The 17,467-nt window shown below is 39.4% G+C and carries 20 protein-coding genes; 14 read left to right on the top strand and 6 right to left on the bottom strand.

Annotation, left to right across the window (positions count from 1 at the left end; translation table 11 throughout):
* Window positions 1-44: 44 nt before the first annotated feature.
* Both B2O97_RS10565 and B2O97_RS10560 read left to right on the top strand, forming a co-directional pair.
* Window positions 45-704: an ABC transporter ATP-binding protein gene (locus B2O97_RS10565; protein ID WP_159332739.1), complete on the top strand. Its 660-nt coding sequence runs from the start codon at window positions 45-47 to the stop codon at window positions 702-704.
* Window positions 705-801: 97 nt separating this feature from the next.
* The gene (locus B2O97_RS10560; protein WP_312128990.1) at window positions 802-1,653 is read left to right on the top strand and encodes a transglutaminase-like domain-containing protein; all 852 of its coding nucleotides are present in this window, start codon (window positions 802-804) and stop codon (window positions 1,651-1,653) included.
* 8 nt (window positions 1,654-1,661) lie between these two features.
* Here B2O97_RS10560 and B2O97_RS10555 read toward each other — a convergent pair whose 3' ends face one another.
* The gene (locus B2O97_RS10555; RefSeq protein ID WP_070566229.1) at window positions 1,662-2,822 is read right to left on the bottom strand and encodes a hypothetical protein; all 1,161 of its coding nucleotides are present in this window, start codon (window positions 2,820-2,822) and stop codon (window positions 1,662-1,664) included.
* A gap of 178 nt (window positions 2,823-3,000) precedes the next feature.
* Between B2O97_RS10555 and B2O97_RS10550 the strand changes: the two genes are divergently transcribed.
* From B2O97_RS10550 to B2O97_RS10495, 12 genes are all read left to right on the top strand, one after another.
* On the top strand, window positions 3,001-3,651 hold the full coding sequence (locus tag B2O97_RS10550) for an epoxyqueuosine reductase QueH (protein WP_070566227.1): 651 nt from the start codon (window positions 3,001-3,003) through the stop codon (window positions 3,649-3,651).
* A 102-nt stretch (window positions 3,652-3,753) separates the two neighbouring features.
* The gene (locus B2O97_RS10545) at window positions 3,754-4,290 is read left to right on the top strand and encodes a YceD family protein (RefSeq protein ID WP_046672268.1); all 537 of its coding nucleotides are present in this window, start codon (window positions 3,754-3,756) and stop codon (window positions 4,288-4,290) included.
* A gap of 14 nt (window positions 4,291-4,304) precedes the next feature.
* Window positions 4,305-4,496 carry a 50S ribosomal protein L32 gene (rpmF, locus tag B2O97_RS10540; RefSeq protein ID WP_046672269.1) on the top strand — a complete coding sequence of 64 codons (192 nt, stop codon included), beginning with the start codon at window positions 4,305-4,307 and terminating at the stop codon, window positions 4,494-4,496.
* 106 nt (window positions 4,497-4,602) lie between these two features.
* Entirely contained in the window at window positions 4,603-5,541 is a 939-nt protein-coding gene (gene plsX, locus B2O97_RS10535; RefSeq protein ID WP_070566225.1) for a phosphate acyltransferase PlsX, read from the top strand.
* A gap of 7 nt (window positions 5,542-5,548) precedes the next feature.
* Window positions 5,549-6,538 (top strand): beta-ketoacyl-ACP synthase III, encoded by a 990-nt coding sequence (locus B2O97_RS10530; protein ID WP_046672271.1) that lies wholly within the window; start codon window positions 5,549-5,551, stop codon window positions 6,536-6,538.
* 74 nt (window positions 6,539-6,612) lie between these two features.
* Window positions 6,613-7,092: an acetyl-CoA carboxylase biotin carboxyl carrier protein gene (gene accB / locus B2O97_RS10525; RefSeq protein WP_046672272.1), complete on the top strand. Its 480-nt coding sequence runs from the start codon at window positions 6,613-6,615 to the stop codon at window positions 7,090-7,092.
* A 73-nt stretch (window positions 7,093-7,165) separates the two neighbouring features.
* On the top strand, window positions 7,166-8,521 hold the full coding sequence (accC, locus tag B2O97_RS10520; protein WP_159332738.1) for an acetyl-CoA carboxylase biotin carboxylase subunit: 1,356 nt from the start codon (window positions 7,166-7,168) through the stop codon (window positions 8,519-8,521).
* A 76-nt stretch (window positions 8,522-8,597) separates the two neighbouring features.
* Complete coding sequence (gene tatC / locus B2O97_RS10515) at window positions 8,598-9,458, top strand: twin-arginine translocase subunit TatC (RefSeq protein ID WP_070566223.1); 861 nt, start codon at window positions 8,598-8,600, stop codon at window positions 9,456-9,458.
* 12 nt (window positions 9,459-9,470) lie between these two features.
* The gene (gene rpiB, locus B2O97_RS10510) at window positions 9,471-9,917 is read left to right on the top strand and encodes a ribose 5-phosphate isomerase B (RefSeq protein ID WP_159332737.1); all 447 of its coding nucleotides are present in this window, start codon (window positions 9,471-9,473) and stop codon (window positions 9,915-9,917) included.
* 179 nt (window positions 9,918-10,096) lie between these two features.
* Complete coding sequence (locus tag B2O97_RS10505) at window positions 10,097-11,671, top strand: M28 family peptidase (RefSeq protein WP_159332736.1); 1,575 nt, start codon at window positions 10,097-10,099, stop codon at window positions 11,669-11,671.
* Between the two features lie 153 nt (window positions 11,672-11,824).
* Window positions 11,825-12,757 carry a DnaJ C-terminal domain-containing protein gene (locus tag B2O97_RS10500; RefSeq protein ID WP_070566219.1) on the top strand — a complete coding sequence of 311 codons (933 nt, stop codon included), beginning with the start codon at window positions 11,825-11,827 and terminating at the stop codon, window positions 12,755-12,757.
* A 4-nt stretch (window positions 12,758-12,761) separates the two neighbouring features.
* Window positions 12,762-13,052 carry a chaperone modulator CbpM gene (locus tag B2O97_RS10495; RefSeq protein WP_046672278.1) on the top strand — a complete coding sequence of 97 codons (291 nt, stop codon included), beginning with the start codon at window positions 12,762-12,764 and terminating at the stop codon, window positions 13,050-13,052.
* Between the two features lie 23 nt (window positions 13,053-13,075).
* On the opposite strand, the gene B2O97_RS10490 is transcribed toward B2O97_RS10495, so the two are convergent.
* The 5 genes from B2O97_RS10490 to B2O97_RS10470 form a co-directional block, all read right to left on the bottom strand.
* A complete protein-coding gene (locus tag B2O97_RS10490; protein ID WP_112373758.1) occupies window positions 13,076-13,966 on the bottom strand; it encodes a hypothetical protein in 891 nt (296 codons plus the stop codon).
* Window positions 13,967-13,982: 16 nt separating this feature from the next.
* Window positions 13,983-15,716, bottom strand: a complete 1,734-nt coding sequence (locus tag B2O97_RS10485; protein ID WP_201303465.1) for an energy transducer TonB — start codon at window positions 15,714-15,716, stop codon at window positions 13,983-13,985.
* Between the two features lie 31 nt (window positions 15,717-15,747).
* Window positions 15,748-16,116 carry a BlaI/MecI/CopY family transcriptional regulator gene (locus B2O97_RS10480; RefSeq protein ID WP_046672281.1) on the bottom strand — a complete coding sequence of 123 codons (369 nt, stop codon included), beginning with the start codon at window positions 16,114-16,116 and terminating at the stop codon, window positions 15,748-15,750.
* A 150-nt stretch (window positions 16,117-16,266) separates the two neighbouring features.
* Window positions 16,267-16,671, bottom strand: a complete 405-nt coding sequence (gene arfB, locus B2O97_RS10475) for an alternative ribosome rescue aminoacyl-tRNA hydrolase ArfB (RefSeq protein WP_070566211.1) — start codon at window positions 16,669-16,671, stop codon at window positions 16,267-16,269.
* Complete coding sequence (locus tag B2O97_RS10470) at window positions 16,668-17,387, bottom strand: DUF1003 domain-containing protein (protein WP_112373760.1); 720 nt, start codon at window positions 17,385-17,387, stop codon at window positions 16,668-16,670. The genes arfB and B2O97_RS10470 overlap by 4 nt, the downstream gene beginning before the upstream one ends.
* Window positions 17,388-17,467 lie beyond the last annotated feature (80 nt).

Raw genomic sequence — 17,467 nt, 5'->3', positions numbered from 1 at the left:
ATAAAAATATAAAACAAGAATATCTAAGATCTCAATACTAAAAAATGATACAATTAAAAAATTTATTCAAGTGGTATAACGTAGGTGGTACACGCTCATTCGTCCTTAAAGATGTAAGTCTCGATATTGCTGAAGGTGATTTTATCTCCATCATGGGACCATCAGGATCTGGAAAATCAACTTTATTAAATATTATCGGTATGCTTGATGAACCTGATGAGGGTGAATATATCTTTATGGGCGAGAATGTATTGGATATGAAAGCAAAGAAAAGAAACCAACTATACCAATCTCACATAGGCTATGTATTTCAAGCTTATCATCTCTTGGATGAATTGACCGTGTATGAAAATATCGAAACACCCTTGATCTATAAAGACATTTCAAGCAAAGAAAGAAAAGCTATTGTTGCCGATATGCTTGATCGCTTTGGCATTGTCGGGAAGAAGGATCTCTTCCCGGCCCAGCTATCCGGTGGTCAGCAACAGATTGTCGGTATAGCGCGTGCATTGGCGGGATCACCGAAGTTATTACTGGCCGATGAGCCTACGGGTAACTTAAATTCCAAACAAGGCGAAGAAATCATGGATTTATTCAAACAGCTCAACGATGATGGCGTTACAATTATACAAGTAACCCATTCTGAAAAGAATGCCGAATACGGTAAAAGAGTTGTCAATATGCTGGATGGTCAGCTCAAATAATTGTATGCCAATTTAACCTGGATAATCCCTACGCAGTACATCAATGACGGTAGGGATTTTTTTAGCTCATATCTCGAATCAATTCTTTAACTTCGTTATGATGAATGAGAGAGAGTTGAAATCGCTAATATCCCTGTTGGACGACACCGACCAACAGATTATTCAGGAAGTGGAGCACCAGTTAAAAAGCCAAGGTCCTGAGATTGTACCCTATTTGGAAAAATTTTGGGAGTCCAGCTTCGATCCTCACATACAGGGTCGATTAGAGAATATTATCCATGAAATTCAATTTGATCAGACCAAAAACGAATTACAGATTTGGAACCTGAGTAACTCATTCAATCTACTGGAAGGATTAATTATCCTCAATAATTATCAATATCCTTCTTATGAGGATCATAAGATTATTTTAGCGATAGAAGATCTCAAAACTGAGGTATGGCGCGGTTTGCATTACGACATGAGCCCGCTGGAAAAAGTGAACCTGATGAATCATGTTCTTTTTGGCTCCTTCGGCCTAACAGGAAATACAAAGGATTATCATCATCCACAGAATTCCTATATTGGTCAAGTACTCGATACCAAACAGGGGAATCCCTTAACCCTATCCTGCATTTACAGTATCATTGCACAAAAATTGGACATTCCGATCTACGGTATTAATTTACCAAAGCATTTTGTATTGGCGTATATGGATTCGGATGAAGAAGGGAATGAAAATGTGCTGTTTTACATCAATGCCTTTAATCGTGGGCAGGTTATGCAAAAAAGCGATGTAAATTCATTTTTGAAGCAACTGAACCTCAATCCGGATAGAGAATTCACCTATCCCTGCGATAATGTGACCATCCTTAAACGAGCTTTGCGAAACTTGATGTCTGCCTACGAGGAACATGAAAGTTCAAACAAGCAACAGGAAATCAAAGCGCTTTTCCAGTTGCTTGCTTAAACTGCACGTTAGAAAATATTAGCTTCACGAGCATCTAAAAAGATATAATTCGGCGTCAAAGAGCCATAGGTTTTCGCTGCAATATCGGGTTTTATATTGCCTTCACCTAGCAATGGAAAACGCGAAATTGTACGATTCGTTAGATCAGAAACATAAAAGAATTTCCCTTGTTCCGTACGATCATCAATGGCTATCCCCCAAGGTTTTACTAAACCTGTATTAGCCCCACCGATGACGTAATCAGGCGCCACAGTTTTGTCCGTGCCTCCACTAAATAAGGTTTTTGGATCTTTGAAAAATAGCACTTCACTACCGGAAGTTACCGCCAACAAACCCTTTTTGGGTGCATAGGACACCGAGCCTAATCCCGTTTTACCATTGATATATACTTTCATCACTGGCGTAAATCTAGTGGAAGCTACAATGGTATCGCGAGGACGGTCGATGAGTTCTTGTTTGAGTTGAGAATATACAGCAAAACCACTTCTATTTTCTGTTCCTTCATTATTAAAACCAATCAGCACCAATTTCTCATTACTATCACTTGTATTGCTATTCAATAAAGTCAGTGAACTCGGAACCAGGTTCCCAAGGTTAATCTGTTTGTCAATGATTGGTGCTCCACCTTTTGATCCCACTTTTCCACTTGGTGTACTTATCGCATATAACATGGAATTACCTACTCCGCGATTTGTAACCGCCAAAAGAAATGGTGTTGTTACAGATCCAGATGTACCATTTTGTTGGGCATACGTATAATAGGCCAATCCCCTAACATTCGTAAAACCGCGGTATCCAATAGCACCTGCATTACCGGGAATTCCATAGATCTCATTGGCAAATGGAATCACCTGAAGAAAGGTATCCTGTGCCGTAACACTCGCCTGAAAGATAGCCCGGGCAGCAGCATCAAAAAGAATTGGTCCGCCCCCTTTTGCCGGAGAAAGATATTGATAGATATTATCTAAATTGGTCGTATCAGCCGGATCGATAATCATCATGTTTTTAAGCGCAGAATTGTTCTGGTCGTAATCCGAGAAAGAAACATATAATCTAGAGATCAAAGTAGCCCCCGTTCGTACAGGCTCATCATCCAGTTTCTTGCAAGAAGTAAAACCTATTACACTGGCAACGAATAGGATAATACAGGATTGAAACGAAAATTTCATATATTTTTTATTAAAAATAGCGTATTGCGTTAAACATACAAATCTACTAATATATGCAGAATATCAATGAATTTATATGATTCTTTTAGGGGCAAACCCGTATAAGTAAAACGGAAATATTTGTCAATCCGCTACTTTTTGATTAAAATTGCCTTTGTTTTTGTTAGCACATACGATTATGGAAAATAAGGAATTTGTAAGGGAGACGTTGACATTACCGGGAGAGGGCAAAAAATTACTTTTACACTCCTGCTGTGCTCCGTGTTCTGGAGAAGTGATGGAAGCACTCATTGCTTCGGATATCGATTTTACAATCTATTTTTACAATCCCAATATTCATCCCCGCAAAGAATATGATTTACGCAAAGACGAGAACATCCGATTTGCGGAAAAACATAATATCCCTTTTATTGATGCGGACTACGATGTTGATCATTGGTTTGATTTGGCCAAAGGGATGGAGCAAGAGCCTGAAAGAGGCATCCGTTGCACGATGTGTTTTGATATGCGTTTTGAAAAAACGGCTGAGTATGCGGCTGCCAATGGCTTTGATGTGATTTCAAGTTCGCTGGGTATCTCCCGTTGGAAAAACATGGAGCAGATCAATGATTGTGGTTTACGTGCTGCCTCCCGCCATGAAGGGATGGAGTATTGGACTTTCAACTGGCGTAAGAAAGGTGGTTCTGCCCGTATGCTTGAAGTCTCCAAAAAGGAGAAATTCTATATGCAGGAATATTGCGGCTGTGCTTATTCGCTACGCGATACCAACAAATGGCGTATGGCAAATGGGCGCGAAAAAATAGAGTTAGGCAAAAATTATTATGAATAAGTCCTGTTACTGGTGTATATGAAGCTTTGCTTCGGAATATTTGAAAAAATATTTCTATCCTAATGATTTTATACATACCTTTGCAGGCTCAAATGCAAGATTGTGAAACATCTAAAACAATACAGAATTCCCTTTTCGGGGCTCAACGCTGGAAAGCACAATTTTGAGTTTGACATTAATAAAAAGTTCTTTGACTGCTACGAACATTCGATTGTAAAAGATGGCAATCTGAAAGCAGAAGTTGAATTGCAAAAACAAGAAAATCTTTTGATTTTGCATTTTGATATCCAAGGCGAAATTCAATTGACTTGTGATACCTGCTTAAAAGAGTTTATGTCACCGATTTCAATTCAAGAACGAATATTAGTCAAATTCACGGATGAAGATTGGACAGATAATACCGAAGAGGTGTTGATCTTATCCAAAAGCGACCATGAGTTGGATATAGCTGAGTTGTTATACGAATACATTAATTTAGCTGTTCCCTATATCGTAAAATGTGAAGAGCAGGGACAAGGTATACAATGTGATCCTGAGATGCTCGCGTTATTTACAAGCGAGCCTGATTCAGAGGAACAAAAAGAAGAAGAAATTATCGACCCACGTTGGGAAGCATTGAGAAATATTAAAAATAACTAAAACAAGAATACGAGATGGCACATCCAAAACGTAAAACTTCTAAATCAAGAAGAGACAAAAGAAGAACACATTATAAAGCTGAAGCTCCAAGCTTGACAGTATGTAAAGAAACTGGCGCAGTTCATTTACCTCACCGTGCATATACTGTAGACGGAAACTTGTACTACAACGGTAAATTGATCATTGAAAATACAGCTGTTGTCTAAGGTAAACCTTTCATAACACCAAAACATCCCAGACAAGCACTATTTTAGAAATTTGCTTTACTTTGGGATGTTTTTTGCGTATTATTGATTTACTAAATAATAACGGATGAAGATTGGTTTAGATATTTTAGGAGGAGATTATGCTCCTAAAGCAACGATAACAGGTGCTATTGAAGCACAAAAACAGCTTACTGGAGACCAAAAAATAGTCCTTTTTGGTAAAACTGAAGAGACTAAACAATTAATCAATCAAGCCGGAGGAAATTCATCTGACTTTGAATATGTGGAGGCTCCAGAAGTCATTGCAATGGGTGAACATCCAACCAAAGCAATAACTCAAAAACCCAACTCAAGTATTGCGAAGGGATTTGAATATTTAAAAAACAAAGAAATTGACTCATTCGCTTCTGCTGGTAATACTGGCGCCATGCTTGTGGGCTCAATGTTCAGCGTTAAAGCTATCCCAGGCGTATTACGCCCTGCAATAGCATCCATTGTTCCCAAATTAAAATCAGGCTTCGGAATCTTATTGGACGTCGGCGCTAATGCGGACTGTAAACCAGAGATGTTGAACCAATTTGCAATCTTGGGAAGTGTCTTTGCCGAACATGTGTTTAATGTATCCACCCCTAAAGTGGGATTATTGAATATCGGAGAAGAAGAAGAAAAAGGAAACATCCTAACAACCTCTACCTACCCCCTACTTAAAGCCAACGACAAGATTAACTTTATCGGAAATGCAGAAGGCCGTGACCTGTTCAGTGACCATGCCGACGTTTACGTCTGTGATGGATTTACAGGCAACGTCGTCTTGAAACTCGCAGAATCATTTTATGTAGTGACGTTGAAAAAAGGTTTTAAAGATGATTTCTTCGACCGATTCAACTACGAGCAGTACGGCGGTAGCCCGATCTTGGGAGTTAATGCTCCTGTCATTATTGGCCATGGTATTTCGACACCTGAGGCCATTAAAAATATGGTTTTATTTTCAAGAGATATGATCGAGTCTAAGTTCATTGACAGCATCAGATCTATTTTCAATTAGAGTATTTATGTCAAAGATTCACGCCGCAATCACGGCTGTAAATGGTTACGTTCCGGATTATATCCTTACTAACAAAGAATTGGAAACAATGGTCGACACCAACGACGAATGGATTGTTTCCAGAACGGGAATCAAAGAGCGTCGCATCTTAAAAGGTGAAGGTCTTGCTACTTCAGATCTTGCTGTACCTGCAGTGCAAGGTTTATTGAAAAAAAGAGGTATAGCTGCTACAGATATTGACCTTATTATCTTTTGTACAAGCACACCAGATATGCTGTTCCCTGCGACTGCAAATATTCTGGCCGATAAAATCGGAGCTACAAATGCATGGGGATTTGATCTTCAAGCGGCTTGTTCAGGTTTCTTGTTCGGTCTGAATACAGGAACACAATTTATCACTGCTGGCACTCATAAAAAAGTCCTTGTTATCGGTGCCGATAAAATGTCTTCGGTCATCAATTACCAAGACCGCAATACCTGTATCCTATTTGGTGATGGTTGTGGCTGTGTATTATTGGAGCCAAATGAAGAAGGCATGGGTATACAAGATGCTATTTTAAAAACCGATGGTTCCGGAGGACAGTTTTTGAATATCAAAGGTGGGGGTTCGCTGAATCCGGCGTCGCATGCAACGGTAGATGCAGGATTACATTACGCTTACCAAGAAGGTCGTACGGTGTTTAAATTTGCCGTAACCAATATGGCTGATGTAGCACATGAGGTTATGGTCAAAAATAACTTAAAGTCAGAAGATATTGCTTGGTTGGTGCCTCATCAGGCCAACAAACGTATTATTGATGCAACGGCAGAACGTGTGGGGCTTCCGGAAGAAAAAGTGATGGTGAACATTCAAAAATATGGAAATACCACCAGTGGTACTATTCCTTTATGCTTGTGGGAATGGGAATCTCAATTGAAGAAAGGAGATAATCTTATCCTTGCTGCTTTCGGTGGAGGTTTCACTTGGGGATCCATCTATTTAAAATGGGCGTATTAGTTGTCCATTTTATGGTATAATTTATTACTTTTGACAGTTAGAATTTTTTAGAAACAAACAAAACCTAGAATACTATGGGTATGGATATCAAACAAATTCAGGACTTGATTAAATTCGTTTCAAAATCAGGTGTGAATGAAGTCTCAATTGAAGAGCAAGATTTTAAAATTACAATAAAAACAAATCAAGAGCCTACGTACGTAACAGCTACTGTTCCTGCTGTTGCTCCAATTGCTGCTCCTCAAGTTGCACAAGCAGCGGCACCAGCTCCAGTAGCTAGCCCTGCAGCACCAGCCGCAAGCGCTGAAGCAAACTTGATCACAATCAAATCACCAATGATCGGTACATTTTACCGTTCGGCTGGACCTGGTAAACCATCTTTCGTCAATGTTGGTGATGATATCAATACCGGTTCTGTACTATGCATCATTGAAGCAATGAAATTATTCAACGAAATTGAATCTGAAGTTTCAGGTAAAATCGTTAAGATTTTGGTAGAAGACGCTCAACCTGTTGAGTTCGACCAACCATTATTCTTAGTTGAGCCTAAGTAATTTACAATTACGTAAATGAATACATGTAGCCTCCAAAGGGCTACATTTTTTGCAAACTTCATAATTCAATACAATGTTCAAAAAAATATTAATTGCAAATAGAGGCGAGATTGCCCTGCGCATTATCCGTACCTGTCGTGAAATGGGTATCAAGAGTGTCGCAGTATATTCCACTGCCGATCGCGATAGTTTACACGTAAGATTTGCGGATGAAGCAGTTTGTATTGGTCCTCCACCGAGTAGAGACTCTTACTTAAACATTCCGAATATTATTTCTGCAGCTGAATTAACAAATGCAGATGCGATTCACCCAGGATATGGTTTCTTGTCGGAAAATGCTCGTTTCTCAGCTATCTGTGCAGAGTACGGTATCAAATTTATTGGTGCAACTGCAGAGCAGATCGAGAAAATGGGTGATAAATCCCGTGCAAAAGATACCATGAAAAAAGCTGGTGTTCCTACTGTTCCAGGATCCGATGGTTTGATCTCAAACGTAAAAGAAGGTATTACCTTAGCCAATGAAATCGGCTACCCAGTTATCATCAAGGCAACAGCCGGTGGTGGTGGCCGTGGTATGCGCATCATTTGGAAAGACGAAGAGTTTGAACCAGCTTGGGATTCTGCGCGTGTAGAATCTGCGGCTGCGTTCGGTAACGACGGTATCTACCTTGAAAAATATGTAGAGGAACCGCGTCATATCGAATTCCAAATTGTGGGTGACCAATTCGGTACAGTATGTCATCTATCCGAACGTGACTGTTCGATCCAACGTCGTCATCAAAAATTGATCGAAGAATCGCCATCACCTTTTATGACTCCCGAATTGAGAACTGAAATGGGAGAGGCTGCTGTCAAAGGTGCTAAAGCTGTAAACTATGAAGGTGCTGGTACAATCGAATTCTTGGTTGACAAACACCGCAACTTCTACTTTATGGAAATGAACACACGTATCCAAGTAGAACACCCGGTAACGGAAGAAGTCATCAACTTTGATCTGATCAAAGAACAAATTAAGGTGGCCGCAGGAATTCCGATCTCCGGAAAAAACTACGAACCAGGAATGCATGCGATCGAATGTCGTATCAATGCGGAGGATCCTTTTAACAATTTCCGTCCTTCACCAGGTAAAATCACCAACTTCCACTCACCAGGTGGACATGGTGTACGTGTAGATACACACGTTTATTCTGGTTACTCAATTCCGCCAAACTATGATTCTATGATTGCTAAATTGATCACCGTTGCGCAAACACGTGAGGAAGCAATTTGTACTATGGAACGTGCATTGAGTGAATTCGTCATTGAAGGGATCAAAACAACCATTCCTTTGCATTTGAGATTGATGCGCGACCCTAACTTTAGAGCCGGCAATTTCACGACAAAGTTTATGGAAACTTTCGACCTAACGGAATATCCTGCGGAAGATTAAATAAAATTATCTTTACATACATAAAAAATACCATTCTTTACAATAAGAATGGTATTTTTGTTTCCAAACAATTTTTATGAGTACACCTAATTCGAAAGATCTAATACAAGCTATTAAAGATAAAGGGAAGAATATAGAAGCGGAAATGTCTTTTTTTGACCACCTTGAGGTTTTAAGATGGCATTTGGTCCGTTCAGCAATTGCGATCTGTATCTTTGCAGGTATTGCCTTTACATTCTACGATTTCGTATTCAACGATATCATCATGGGGCCAAAGAATTTAAATTTTTGGACCTATCGCATGATGTGTAAGGCAGCAGATGCTTTCAATTTAGCAGACTTCTGTGTCAAGAAAATTCCTTTTAATATCATCAATACCGAACTAGCAGGTCAATTTATGCTTCAGATAAACTCCTGTTTATTGATGGCTTTGATGATGGGATTCCCCTACCTCCTTTTTGAAATTTGGTTATTTGTAAAACCAGCACTGACCGATGTGGAAAGACGGTCTGCACGCGGGTTTGTTTTTTACTCTTCTTTATTGTTTATTTTAGGAGCACTCTTCGGATACTACATTGTTGTACCCTTATCCATCAACTTTCTAGCCAACGTATCCCTAAGTGATGAGATCGTCAACCAGATTACCATTGATAACTACCTTTCTACGATAGCAACGTTAACATTGGGCTGTGGAATTGTTTTCCTACTCCCGATACTGGTATTTATTCTCTCGAAAATAGGCATTATGACCCCTGAATTTATGCGGGCCAGCCGTCGTTATGCAACTGTAATTATTTTAGTGATAGCAGCTATCATTACACCTTCCGCAGATATCATCACCATGCTGACAGTTGCAGCACCAATGTTCTTATTATATGAGATAAGTATCATGGTTTCGGCCGATGTCAAAAGAAAAAAATTAGCACAAGAAAAATAAAATAACAATAAAATGAGCAGCGTAAAGAAAATTGCGATTGGAAGTGACCATGCCGGCTTTGAATACAAAACAGCTTTGGTAAGTTTTCTAAATGAACTGGGTTATGAGGTAACAGATTTTGGAACAAATTCCCCAGATTCAGTGGATTATCCGGATTTCGCACACCCAGTTTCATCAGCGGTAGAAAACAAAGAAGCTGATGCCGGAGTCTTAATTTGTGGAAGTGCAAATGGTGTTGCTATCACAGCCAATAAACACCAAAATATCCGTGCTGCTATCTGTTGGTTAGAGGAAATTTCGGCTTTAGCCCGTCAGCATAATGATGCGAACGTCGTATGTATACCTGCACGTTTTATCGACCTTGACCTCGCTAAAAAGATCGTCAACACATTTATAAACACGGAATTCGAAGGTGGGCGTCACGCTAACCGCGTAAACAAAATAGCTTGTAGCTGTTAGGTAAATTAACATATTTTAAGAAGCGGATGAAAAGCAAATTACACTTTTCATCCGCTTTTTTTTATATATTGTGCAGATAACGACACCTGTTATATCAATCAAGGAGATGATACGCAGCTGATCTGGTTAATTAAATTACAAAATAAGGTACTGAAAGTCACACTAGTAAAAAATAAACAATGAAGAAAATATACAACCTGCTTTGGATAGCATGCGCTCTGATGAGCTGTGCAAATGCACAGGACATAAACAGTAAATATGCCGATGAAATCACGGTAGAATCTACCCAGAAGCATCTGCGCACTTTAGCTTCTGTCGATTTTGAAGGCCGAGGAACCGGCCAAAAAGGCGGACGTCTGGCAGCAGAATATATTGCCAATGAATTTAAAAAATATGGACTTAGTGCACCTGTCAACGGATCCTATTTCCAACCTCTGCAACTAATTCGCAACAGCTTTAAAGTAAAGCAATTTAGTATTAACGACAGGCCCTTCCAGCATGGTAAGGACATTTTCGTCATTGGCAACAACGAGAACAAATTCTTCGAAAGCAATGAAATCGTGTTTATTGGTTATGGCATAGATGATCCCAAGTATTCGGATATCTCGGGCTTGGATCTCCACAATAAGATCGTTATGTTGATCAATGAGAATGAGCCAACAGATGAGAAAGGAAATTCATGGATTAGCAGCAAAAAGACTGCGTCGGACTGGGCAACAACCCGAAATAAAAAAGTCAAAGAGATCCTTAAACACAATCCCAAAATGGTATTAGCGATCAATAGTCAGCTGTCCCAACTTTTGGAGGATGCGGGAGACCGTGCTATTGAGGGTCGTTACAATTTGGCGGTGGACCAACCAGCGCCGGAAAAGTCGCCAATGATCCCTGTAGTCAACATTACAGACCATGCCGCAAATTATATACTAAACCTGGCGAGAACTAACCTTGCTACTGTTGTTGCAAAGATTAATCGTACGGGAAAACCTAATTCCTTTGTTATTTCAACAAATTTTAAAGCTGAGTTTGGCACCAATGCGGCTGCTTTAGCTGATCCAAACATTCTTGGCTATCTGGAAGGAACAGATAAAAAAGACGAAATCGTTGTGATCGGAGGCCACTACGACCACGATGGAATGGATTCCAAAGGCAATATCTTCTTTGGGGCCGATGACAATGCCTCGGGCACAACAGCCGTCCTTGAGTTGGCACGCGCTTTTTCGAAAGCTAAATCAACAGGAAATGGCCCACGTCGCAGCATTTTGTTCATCACCTATGCTGCAGAAGAAAAAGGTTTGCTAGGTTCCAAATTCTATACAGAAAATCCGATATTTCCATTGAAAAACACCGTTGCTTGCATCAATATCGATATGATCGGCCGTGTCGACGACAAGCATCTCAAAGGCAATCATGATTATATCCACGCTATCGGTTCAGATAAATTGAGCTCCGAGTTATATGAGATCAATAAAAATGAGAATGAAAAACATACGAAACTGGAGATTGACTATATGTATGACAATCCAAAGGATCCTATGCGTTTGTACTATAGATCCGATCATTATAACTTTGCCAAGAAAGGTATTCCTTCTGTCTTTTATTTTTCGGGCCTGCATCCGGACTACCACACGCCTGCAGATACCTATGACAAGATCGACTTTCCATTAATGGTAAAACGCGAAAAGCTCGCATTTTACACGGCATGGCAAATAGCCAATAGGGAAAATCGCCTGGTCATCGACAGTAATAAAGAGTAAGGTCAAATTATCGGCTTTATCAAGGATTATTTTGTACAATATAAAAAGCAAGTAAATGATTGTTTACTTGATTTTTTTTGTACTAAAATGACCTTTAGCATCAACCTTTTATTCACAATTATTGTTATCTTTAATACAAAACAAGTATAATTTATGGCTTTTGTAGATTACTATAAAGTGCTTGGCATTGATAAAACAGCTTCTGCTGATGACATCAAAAAAGCATATCGAAAACTAGCCCGTAAATACCACCCTGATGTCAACCCCAATGACAATGAGGCCAAACAACGATTTCAGGAGATTAATGAGGCAAATGAAGTATTATCCGATCCCGAAAAGCGCAAAAAATATGACCAATACGGTGAACATTGGCAACATGGAGAGGAGTATGAAAAAGCGCAACAACAATACCGTCAGTCACAATCTAACGGAGGAAATCCATTCGGCGCTGGAGGAAATCCATTTGGTGGTGGCGGTTCCCATGAGTACACTGGAAACTTTGATGATGGGCAATTCTCTGATTTCTTCGAACAGATGTTTGGTAGCAGACGCGGAGGAGGCCGCCAAAGTACATTCCGCGGCCAGGACCTTAATGCGGAGCTCAGCTTAACCTTACAAGAAGCTTACACGACACATCAACAGACCTTCAATATCAATGGAAAAAGTATTCGCATCACGATTCATGCTGGCGTGGAGGATGGTCAGAAGATCAAACTGAAAGGTTATGGCGGAGAGGGCATCAACGGTGGTCCAAAAGGAGATCTCTATATCACCATCAACATCACACCTGATGCCCGTTTTAAACGTCAGGGGAATGACTTATACACAACACTTGATATAGACCTCTATACAGCTATTTTAGGCGGTGAAGCAACCTTAGATACATTCGGCGGCAAAGTTAAACTGAAGATTAAAGCCGAAAGTCAAAATGGTGCAAAAATGCGACTTAAAGGAAAAGGATTCCCCTTGTATCGCAAAGAAGGTGAATTTGGCGATCTGTATGTCACATTGAATATTCAAATGCCCAATAATCTGTCTGCCGAAGAAAAGGCCTTGTTCCAACAATTGAAGGATTTAAAACACTAATCTTATGGAAACGACACTCATTAAAGTCATCGACTTCTGCCAGTCCAGAAAGGTTGAAACAACATTCCTGCAAACCATGGAGGAATACGGACTCATACATATTGTCATTCAACAAGAAGAACAATATATTGATGAAGAGGAGCTCCAAAAATTGGAACGCTTTTCAAATCTCTACTATGATCTTGAAGTAAATCCTGCCGGAATTCAGGTTGCCAGTCACCTATTGGAGAAAGTTGAACAGCTCCAAAATGAAATTTCACATTTAAAGAATAAATTGAAAGCCCTGGATTATTGATCCAAGGCTTTCAATTTATTTCGTTAGAATTCGACATCCCGCTCTGTGTTCACCTTGGTCTGCCAAACAATCTTGTCTTGCAATGTGGTATATAGAATTTCATAATCCCCTTTACAAGTCACAAAGGACCCATAAAAATCACCAGGCTTCATCACGCGGTAAACAACCAGTTTTCGTTCTCCGCCAACTTCACCATAAGCTTTCATTAACATGTAACCTGTTTTATTCACCTTTTCTTCCGGAATTTTATAATCTAAATGCGAACGGCTACTACCATCATCAGGACATAAAATCTCTGTGCGGCTCGGGGTAAATTTATAACGATCGCGATACATAGCAACATTAGACATCACTACATCCTTCGCCCACGCGATATCGGTAAAATCCTCCGGGAAGAGAAAGATCAGCGACACCATTTTCTCTTGCCAAAGGCGCCCGTTAAACGGAATTACAAAATGAAGCAGCTTTTGTCCCTTAAAAGTTGTAGTCGTATAAAAATATCGTCCCTCCTTATTTTGCTCCCGTTGAAAAGAACTTAAATCAAGTAGGTGATTTTTTTTCCCTTTTACATTTGGCGAGTTGTTGACTACAGCAAGCATGTCATACTGATATTTTCCTTCCAGATGTCCAGAAAACAAAACCTGATACGCGGTATCTGAATAGCGTAAATGGCGTAATACACGACGAAATCGATTGTCAACCTGCTTTGCATTAATCGGATTAGTCTTACCTTGCCAATTTTTATCCTCCATAATATCATCCCCGAGGAATACGGTGAGCTCTTTGTTAATATTAACAAAATACTCATCTCCTTGTACAGCAAAACCGTTGGGAACCACTTTATAGGACTTACAGGAAGAAAGCATGGCCAAAACCACAATAAAATAGAAAATTTGAATGAATCTGCTCTGCATATTTATGATCTAATCTTTACTTCTTTAAATTTAAACGAATAGGCAATGTGTAAGCCACGCGTACCGGTTTACCGTTAACTAATCCCGGTTTCCATTTTTTCGCACCTTTTAGGAGCTCCAATGCCGCCTCTTTGGTTCCATAACCAAGATCTTTTTTTACATCAACATGGGATAAACTGCCATCCTTTTCGACAATAAAAGCTACTTCAACAATGCCATTAACCTCCCGTTTAATTGCTGCTTCCGGAAAAACAAAATTATCGCCTACCCAGATCATAAAAGATCGCATTCCCCCAATAGGTGTTGGTTGCACCTCAACTTTATCAAAAGTTACTAAATCGGACTGAAAATCCAATGAAAGATTCCAGCGGTCGCTCTCATCTTCCGTCCTTATCGATTTTACTTCCTTGAGTTGTTTTTCCGTCTCTTCACCAGATTCAGCGCCCGGGAATGAATGAGATGACATCCGGACCTTTCTGCCCAATGTGTCAGTTTCCTCCCAATAGTACGTCGTTTTTCCGCCAACGGTAACGGGTAAGGAAAGCAGCGATCGAACGACTTTCCCATTGACGATTGCAGGTTTCCATTTCCCACTTGCTTTTACAGCATTTTCCACAGCGGATGCCAGGCCATAGCCCAAATCATTCTTAGCCTTTATATGGCTCAACTCACCATTTTTCTCCACGATGGCTGAGATGACAATTACCCCGATCATATTATTTTTGATTGCTTCATCACTCACGTGGATTCTACTGCTCAATCCAATGACATACTTTTTCATTCCTCCAACTGGAATAGCCATGATCTCAGGATCTTTGTAGACCTTACTGTCTTCATTTACCTGTCCATTTTTCAGCTCCTCAGACTGGCTCGGCAATGTCTGCTCATCAGTCACAGTTAAGCCATTAACGCTTTCTTCTACATCCGCTACCATAGCCTTGGCCCTACTCGTATTAAATACCAACGTAGACCCCGCTACCACCAATAACATGGGCAGCACAATCACATATAACAAGCGTTGTCTTTGTACAGATTTATCTTTAAATAACATCGTGATGCGCTGCTTTAAAAAAGAATGATTGGAAAACTTATGTGAAAAAGCCAATTGATCTGTACGTAATGCATGAGCAACCAGCATTTCTGCATAAGCCACTTTATCGGTCGAGCAAATTTCATCTACAATATACTCGTGTTGAAACCTTATTTCCTTTTGAAAGAAATACACAACAGGATTGAACCAATTGAAAATTTTAAGTAGCTCAATCAACAGTAAATCATAGGAATGTCCCTGCTCAGCATGAACCTGCTCATGCCATGCAATATTCTTCTTGTTTTTAATCGATTTCCCAATCACAACCCGATTAAAAAAAGAAAAACTCAGGTACTCAGGAGAAGAACGCAATACCCGAACAAGTTGCCTGATCCGTATCGCCAGGAAAAAAAAAGCGATTCCCACTCCTATCCAATAAATCTTGGCAAGAATATCCAACAGAAAAAGAGGTTTTTTTTCGATCGGGCTCCCGATTTCGACATCCATATATGTTCCTAAGTCGACCTGTGGAATATGATTGGAAATCATTTCCGTCTTGGGTAATTCAATAAAAATACCCACAGGAGCTAATAAGGAAAATACAACCATTCCAATCAGATAGATCCGGTTCCATTGAAAAAAAGTAAGTTTTCTAAAAATCAGTTTGTAGAGCACAAAACTGATAATCAATGAAATATTGACAATCAATAAGTAAATCATAATCAAAAAGTTTATAAAAGGGTATTGGTTGTTATTTATTACGTTCGATGATCGATAAGATGTCATCAAGTTCTTTGATGTCCAGCCTATTCTCTTCCAAAAAATAAGAGAGCATACGCTTGGGCGAATTATCAAAATAATTCGTTAATAACTTTCCTGTGATACCTTTCTTATATTCCTCTTTTGAAATCTTTGGTAAATATTGATGACTTTTACCAAAAGATTCATGCCTTACAAAGCCCTTTGTTTCGAGAATACGAACGATGGTCGAGACCGTGTTATAGGCCGGTTTCGGCTCCGGAAGTCGATCAATAATTTCTTTGACAAAGCCACGGCCCATCTCCCAGAGCTCTTGCATAATCTGCTCCTCGGCTTTCGTTAACTCTTTAAAATCCTCCATAACTCCTCAGGAATAAAATAAATACCAGAATAATAAATCAATACACAAGTTATAACTAAAATCATAGTTTTACAACTAATAAATTAGTTTAAAACACAAAATACTGATAATTAAACAATTAATTTAAAACAACAAGTGATATTATCATCTTTATTCGTCGAAATTCTTTTTCCTTGAAGCTTTCAATTGAGACTGTTGTTTCTTTCGATCCAGTCTTTTCAGCACACTCGAATACGGAGTTTTGGTTTTTTTACGGGGTTTTGCTGGCACAAGTGCGCCTTCCACTATACGCTTAAAGCGATCGATTGCGATTTCTTTATTACGGATCTGCGACCGATCGATATCGCACTCCAATTGCAGTATTCCTTCTTTATTGATACGGTTTGCCAACGCGTTGAAAATCATTGCTTTTTCTTCAACAGAAGCAGCTGTGGATAGCGCAACATCCCACTGCAACAATACTTTCGATGACACCTTGTTTACATGTTGTCCACCTGCTCCACCCGATCTGGAAAACTTAAACGTAAGTTCTCCTATTACTCCTTCTAAATTCATTTATTTTTAAATGCTTCTTCTATTTTTTCCATCTTTTTTAATAGAAAGCTCAATTTTTCCACTTGATCCCGTTGTACTTCGACAAGTTCTTGTTCTTTGCGGATAATGAGATGATCTATTTTCTCATGCAATTCCCTGATTTCGAGTTCAGCCTTTAAGTTGACCATATAGTCATTTCTTGCACGTTCACGATCCTTATCTTCCTGTCTGTTTTGACTCATCATAATAACTGGAGCTTGCAAAGCAGCTACGCAGGACAAAATCAGGTTCAGTAAAATAAAGGGATAAGGATCAAAGCCTTTATTATTTAACCAAAAGATATTGGCCGCAATCCAGACAATCAAAAATAAGACAAAGGAAATAATAAAGGTCCAGCTTCCGCCAAACTCAGCCACTTTATCGGCAACCCGGTCTCCTACGCTGACTGGCTCCAAATTATCTCCATCCAAACTTGCGCTGATCACTTTATTTTCCTTAAAACTGTTGATGACCTGCTGATCCAATTGACTTAACTGTCCAGACTCATCTTTCAGAAATTCGGCGATATAAGTTTCTTTGAATCGTGTCAACTCGCTTGCGGCGATATACTTGTCCTTACTAAAACCTGGATATTCCTTTTTTATCAGCTTAAAAATGGGTTGTCGGATTGAAGCCCCCAAAATACGTTGTTCCGAAGGAAATTGCTGTCCTGAAATATCACTTATAAAGTTATCCATATACCGATTTAATATCTATTTAAAGATAGTGCTTTTTAACCAATCAAAAAATTCACAAAACTATGGCAATTGGTTTTTGT

This window comes from Sphingobacterium sp. UBA865 (assembly GCF_002295765.1).
Classification (GTDB): Bacteria; Bacteroidota; Bacteroidia; order Sphingobacteriales; family Sphingobacteriaceae; genus Sphingobacterium; species Sphingobacterium multivorum.
The sequence above is the reverse complement of the archived record's forward strand: the minus strand, read 5'-3'. Positions and strand labels throughout refer to the sequence as shown.

Coding starts and splice junctions, on each gene's coding strand:
- rpmF (WP_046672269.1), top strand. CDS start 4,305: ATGGCACATCCAAAACGTAAAACTTCTAAATCAAGAAGAGACAAAAGA.
- B2O97_RS10550 (WP_070566227.1), top strand. CDS start 3,001: ATGGAAAATAAGGAATTTGTAAGGGAGACGTTGACATTACCGGGAGAG.
- B2O97_RS10500 (WP_070566219.1), top strand. CDS start 11,825: ATGGCTTTTGTAGATTACTATAAAGTGCTTGGCATTGATAAAACAGCT.
- accB (WP_046672272.1), top strand. CDS start 6,613: ATGGGTATGGATATCAAACAAATTCAGGACTTGATTAAATTCGTTTCA.
- tatC (WP_070566223.1), top strand. CDS start 8,598: ATGAGTACACCTAATTCGAAAGATCTAATACAAGCTATTAAAGATAAA.
- B2O97_RS10490 (WP_112373758.1), bottom strand. CDS start 13,966: ATGCAGAGCAGATTCATTCAAATTTTCTATTTTATTGTGGTTTTGGCC.
- arfB (WP_070566211.1), bottom strand. CDS start 16,671: ATGAATTTAGAAGGAGTAATAGGAGAACTTACGTTTAAGTTTTCCAGA.
- B2O97_RS10505 (WP_159332736.1), top strand. CDS start 10,097: ATGAAGAAAATATACAACCTGCTTTGGATAGCATGCGCTCTGATGAGC.
- B2O97_RS10560 (WP_312128990.1), top strand. CDS start 802: ATGATGAATGAGAGAGAGTTGAAATCGCTAATATCCCTGTTGGACGAC.
- accC (WP_159332738.1), top strand. CDS start 7,166: ATGTTCAAAAAAATATTAATTGCAAATAGAGGCGAGATTGCCCTGCGC.
- B2O97_RS10555 (WP_070566229.1), bottom strand. CDS start 2,822: ATGAAATTTTCGTTTCAATCCTGTATTATCCTATTCGTTGCCAGTGTA.
- B2O97_RS10480 (WP_046672281.1), bottom strand. CDS start 16,116: ATGGAGGATTTTAAAGAGTTAACGAAAGCCGAGGAGCAGATTATGCAA.
- B2O97_RS10470 (WP_112373760.1), bottom strand. CDS start 17,387: ATGGATAACTTTATAAGTGATATTTCAGGACAGCAATTTCCTTCGGAA.
- B2O97_RS10495 (WP_046672278.1), top strand. CDS start 12,762: ATGGAAACGACACTCATTAAAGTCATCGACTTCTGCCAGTCCAGAAAG.
- B2O97_RS10485 (WP_201303465.1), bottom strand. CDS start 15,716: ATGATTTACTTATTGATTGTCAATATTTCATTGATTATCAGTTTTGTG.
- B2O97_RS10530 (WP_046672271.1), top strand. CDS start 5,549: ATGTCAAAGATTCACGCCGCAATCACGGCTGTAAATGGTTACGTTCCG.
- rpiB (WP_159332737.1), top strand. CDS start 9,471: ATGAGCAGCGTAAAGAAAATTGCGATTGGAAGTGACCATGCCGGCTTT.
- plsX (WP_070566225.1), top strand. CDS start 4,603: ATGAAGATTGGTTTAGATATTTTAGGAGGAGATTATGCTCCTAAAGCA.
- B2O97_RS10565 (WP_159332739.1), top strand. CDS start 45: ATGATACAATTAAAAAATTTATTCAAGTGGTATAACGTAGGTGGTACA.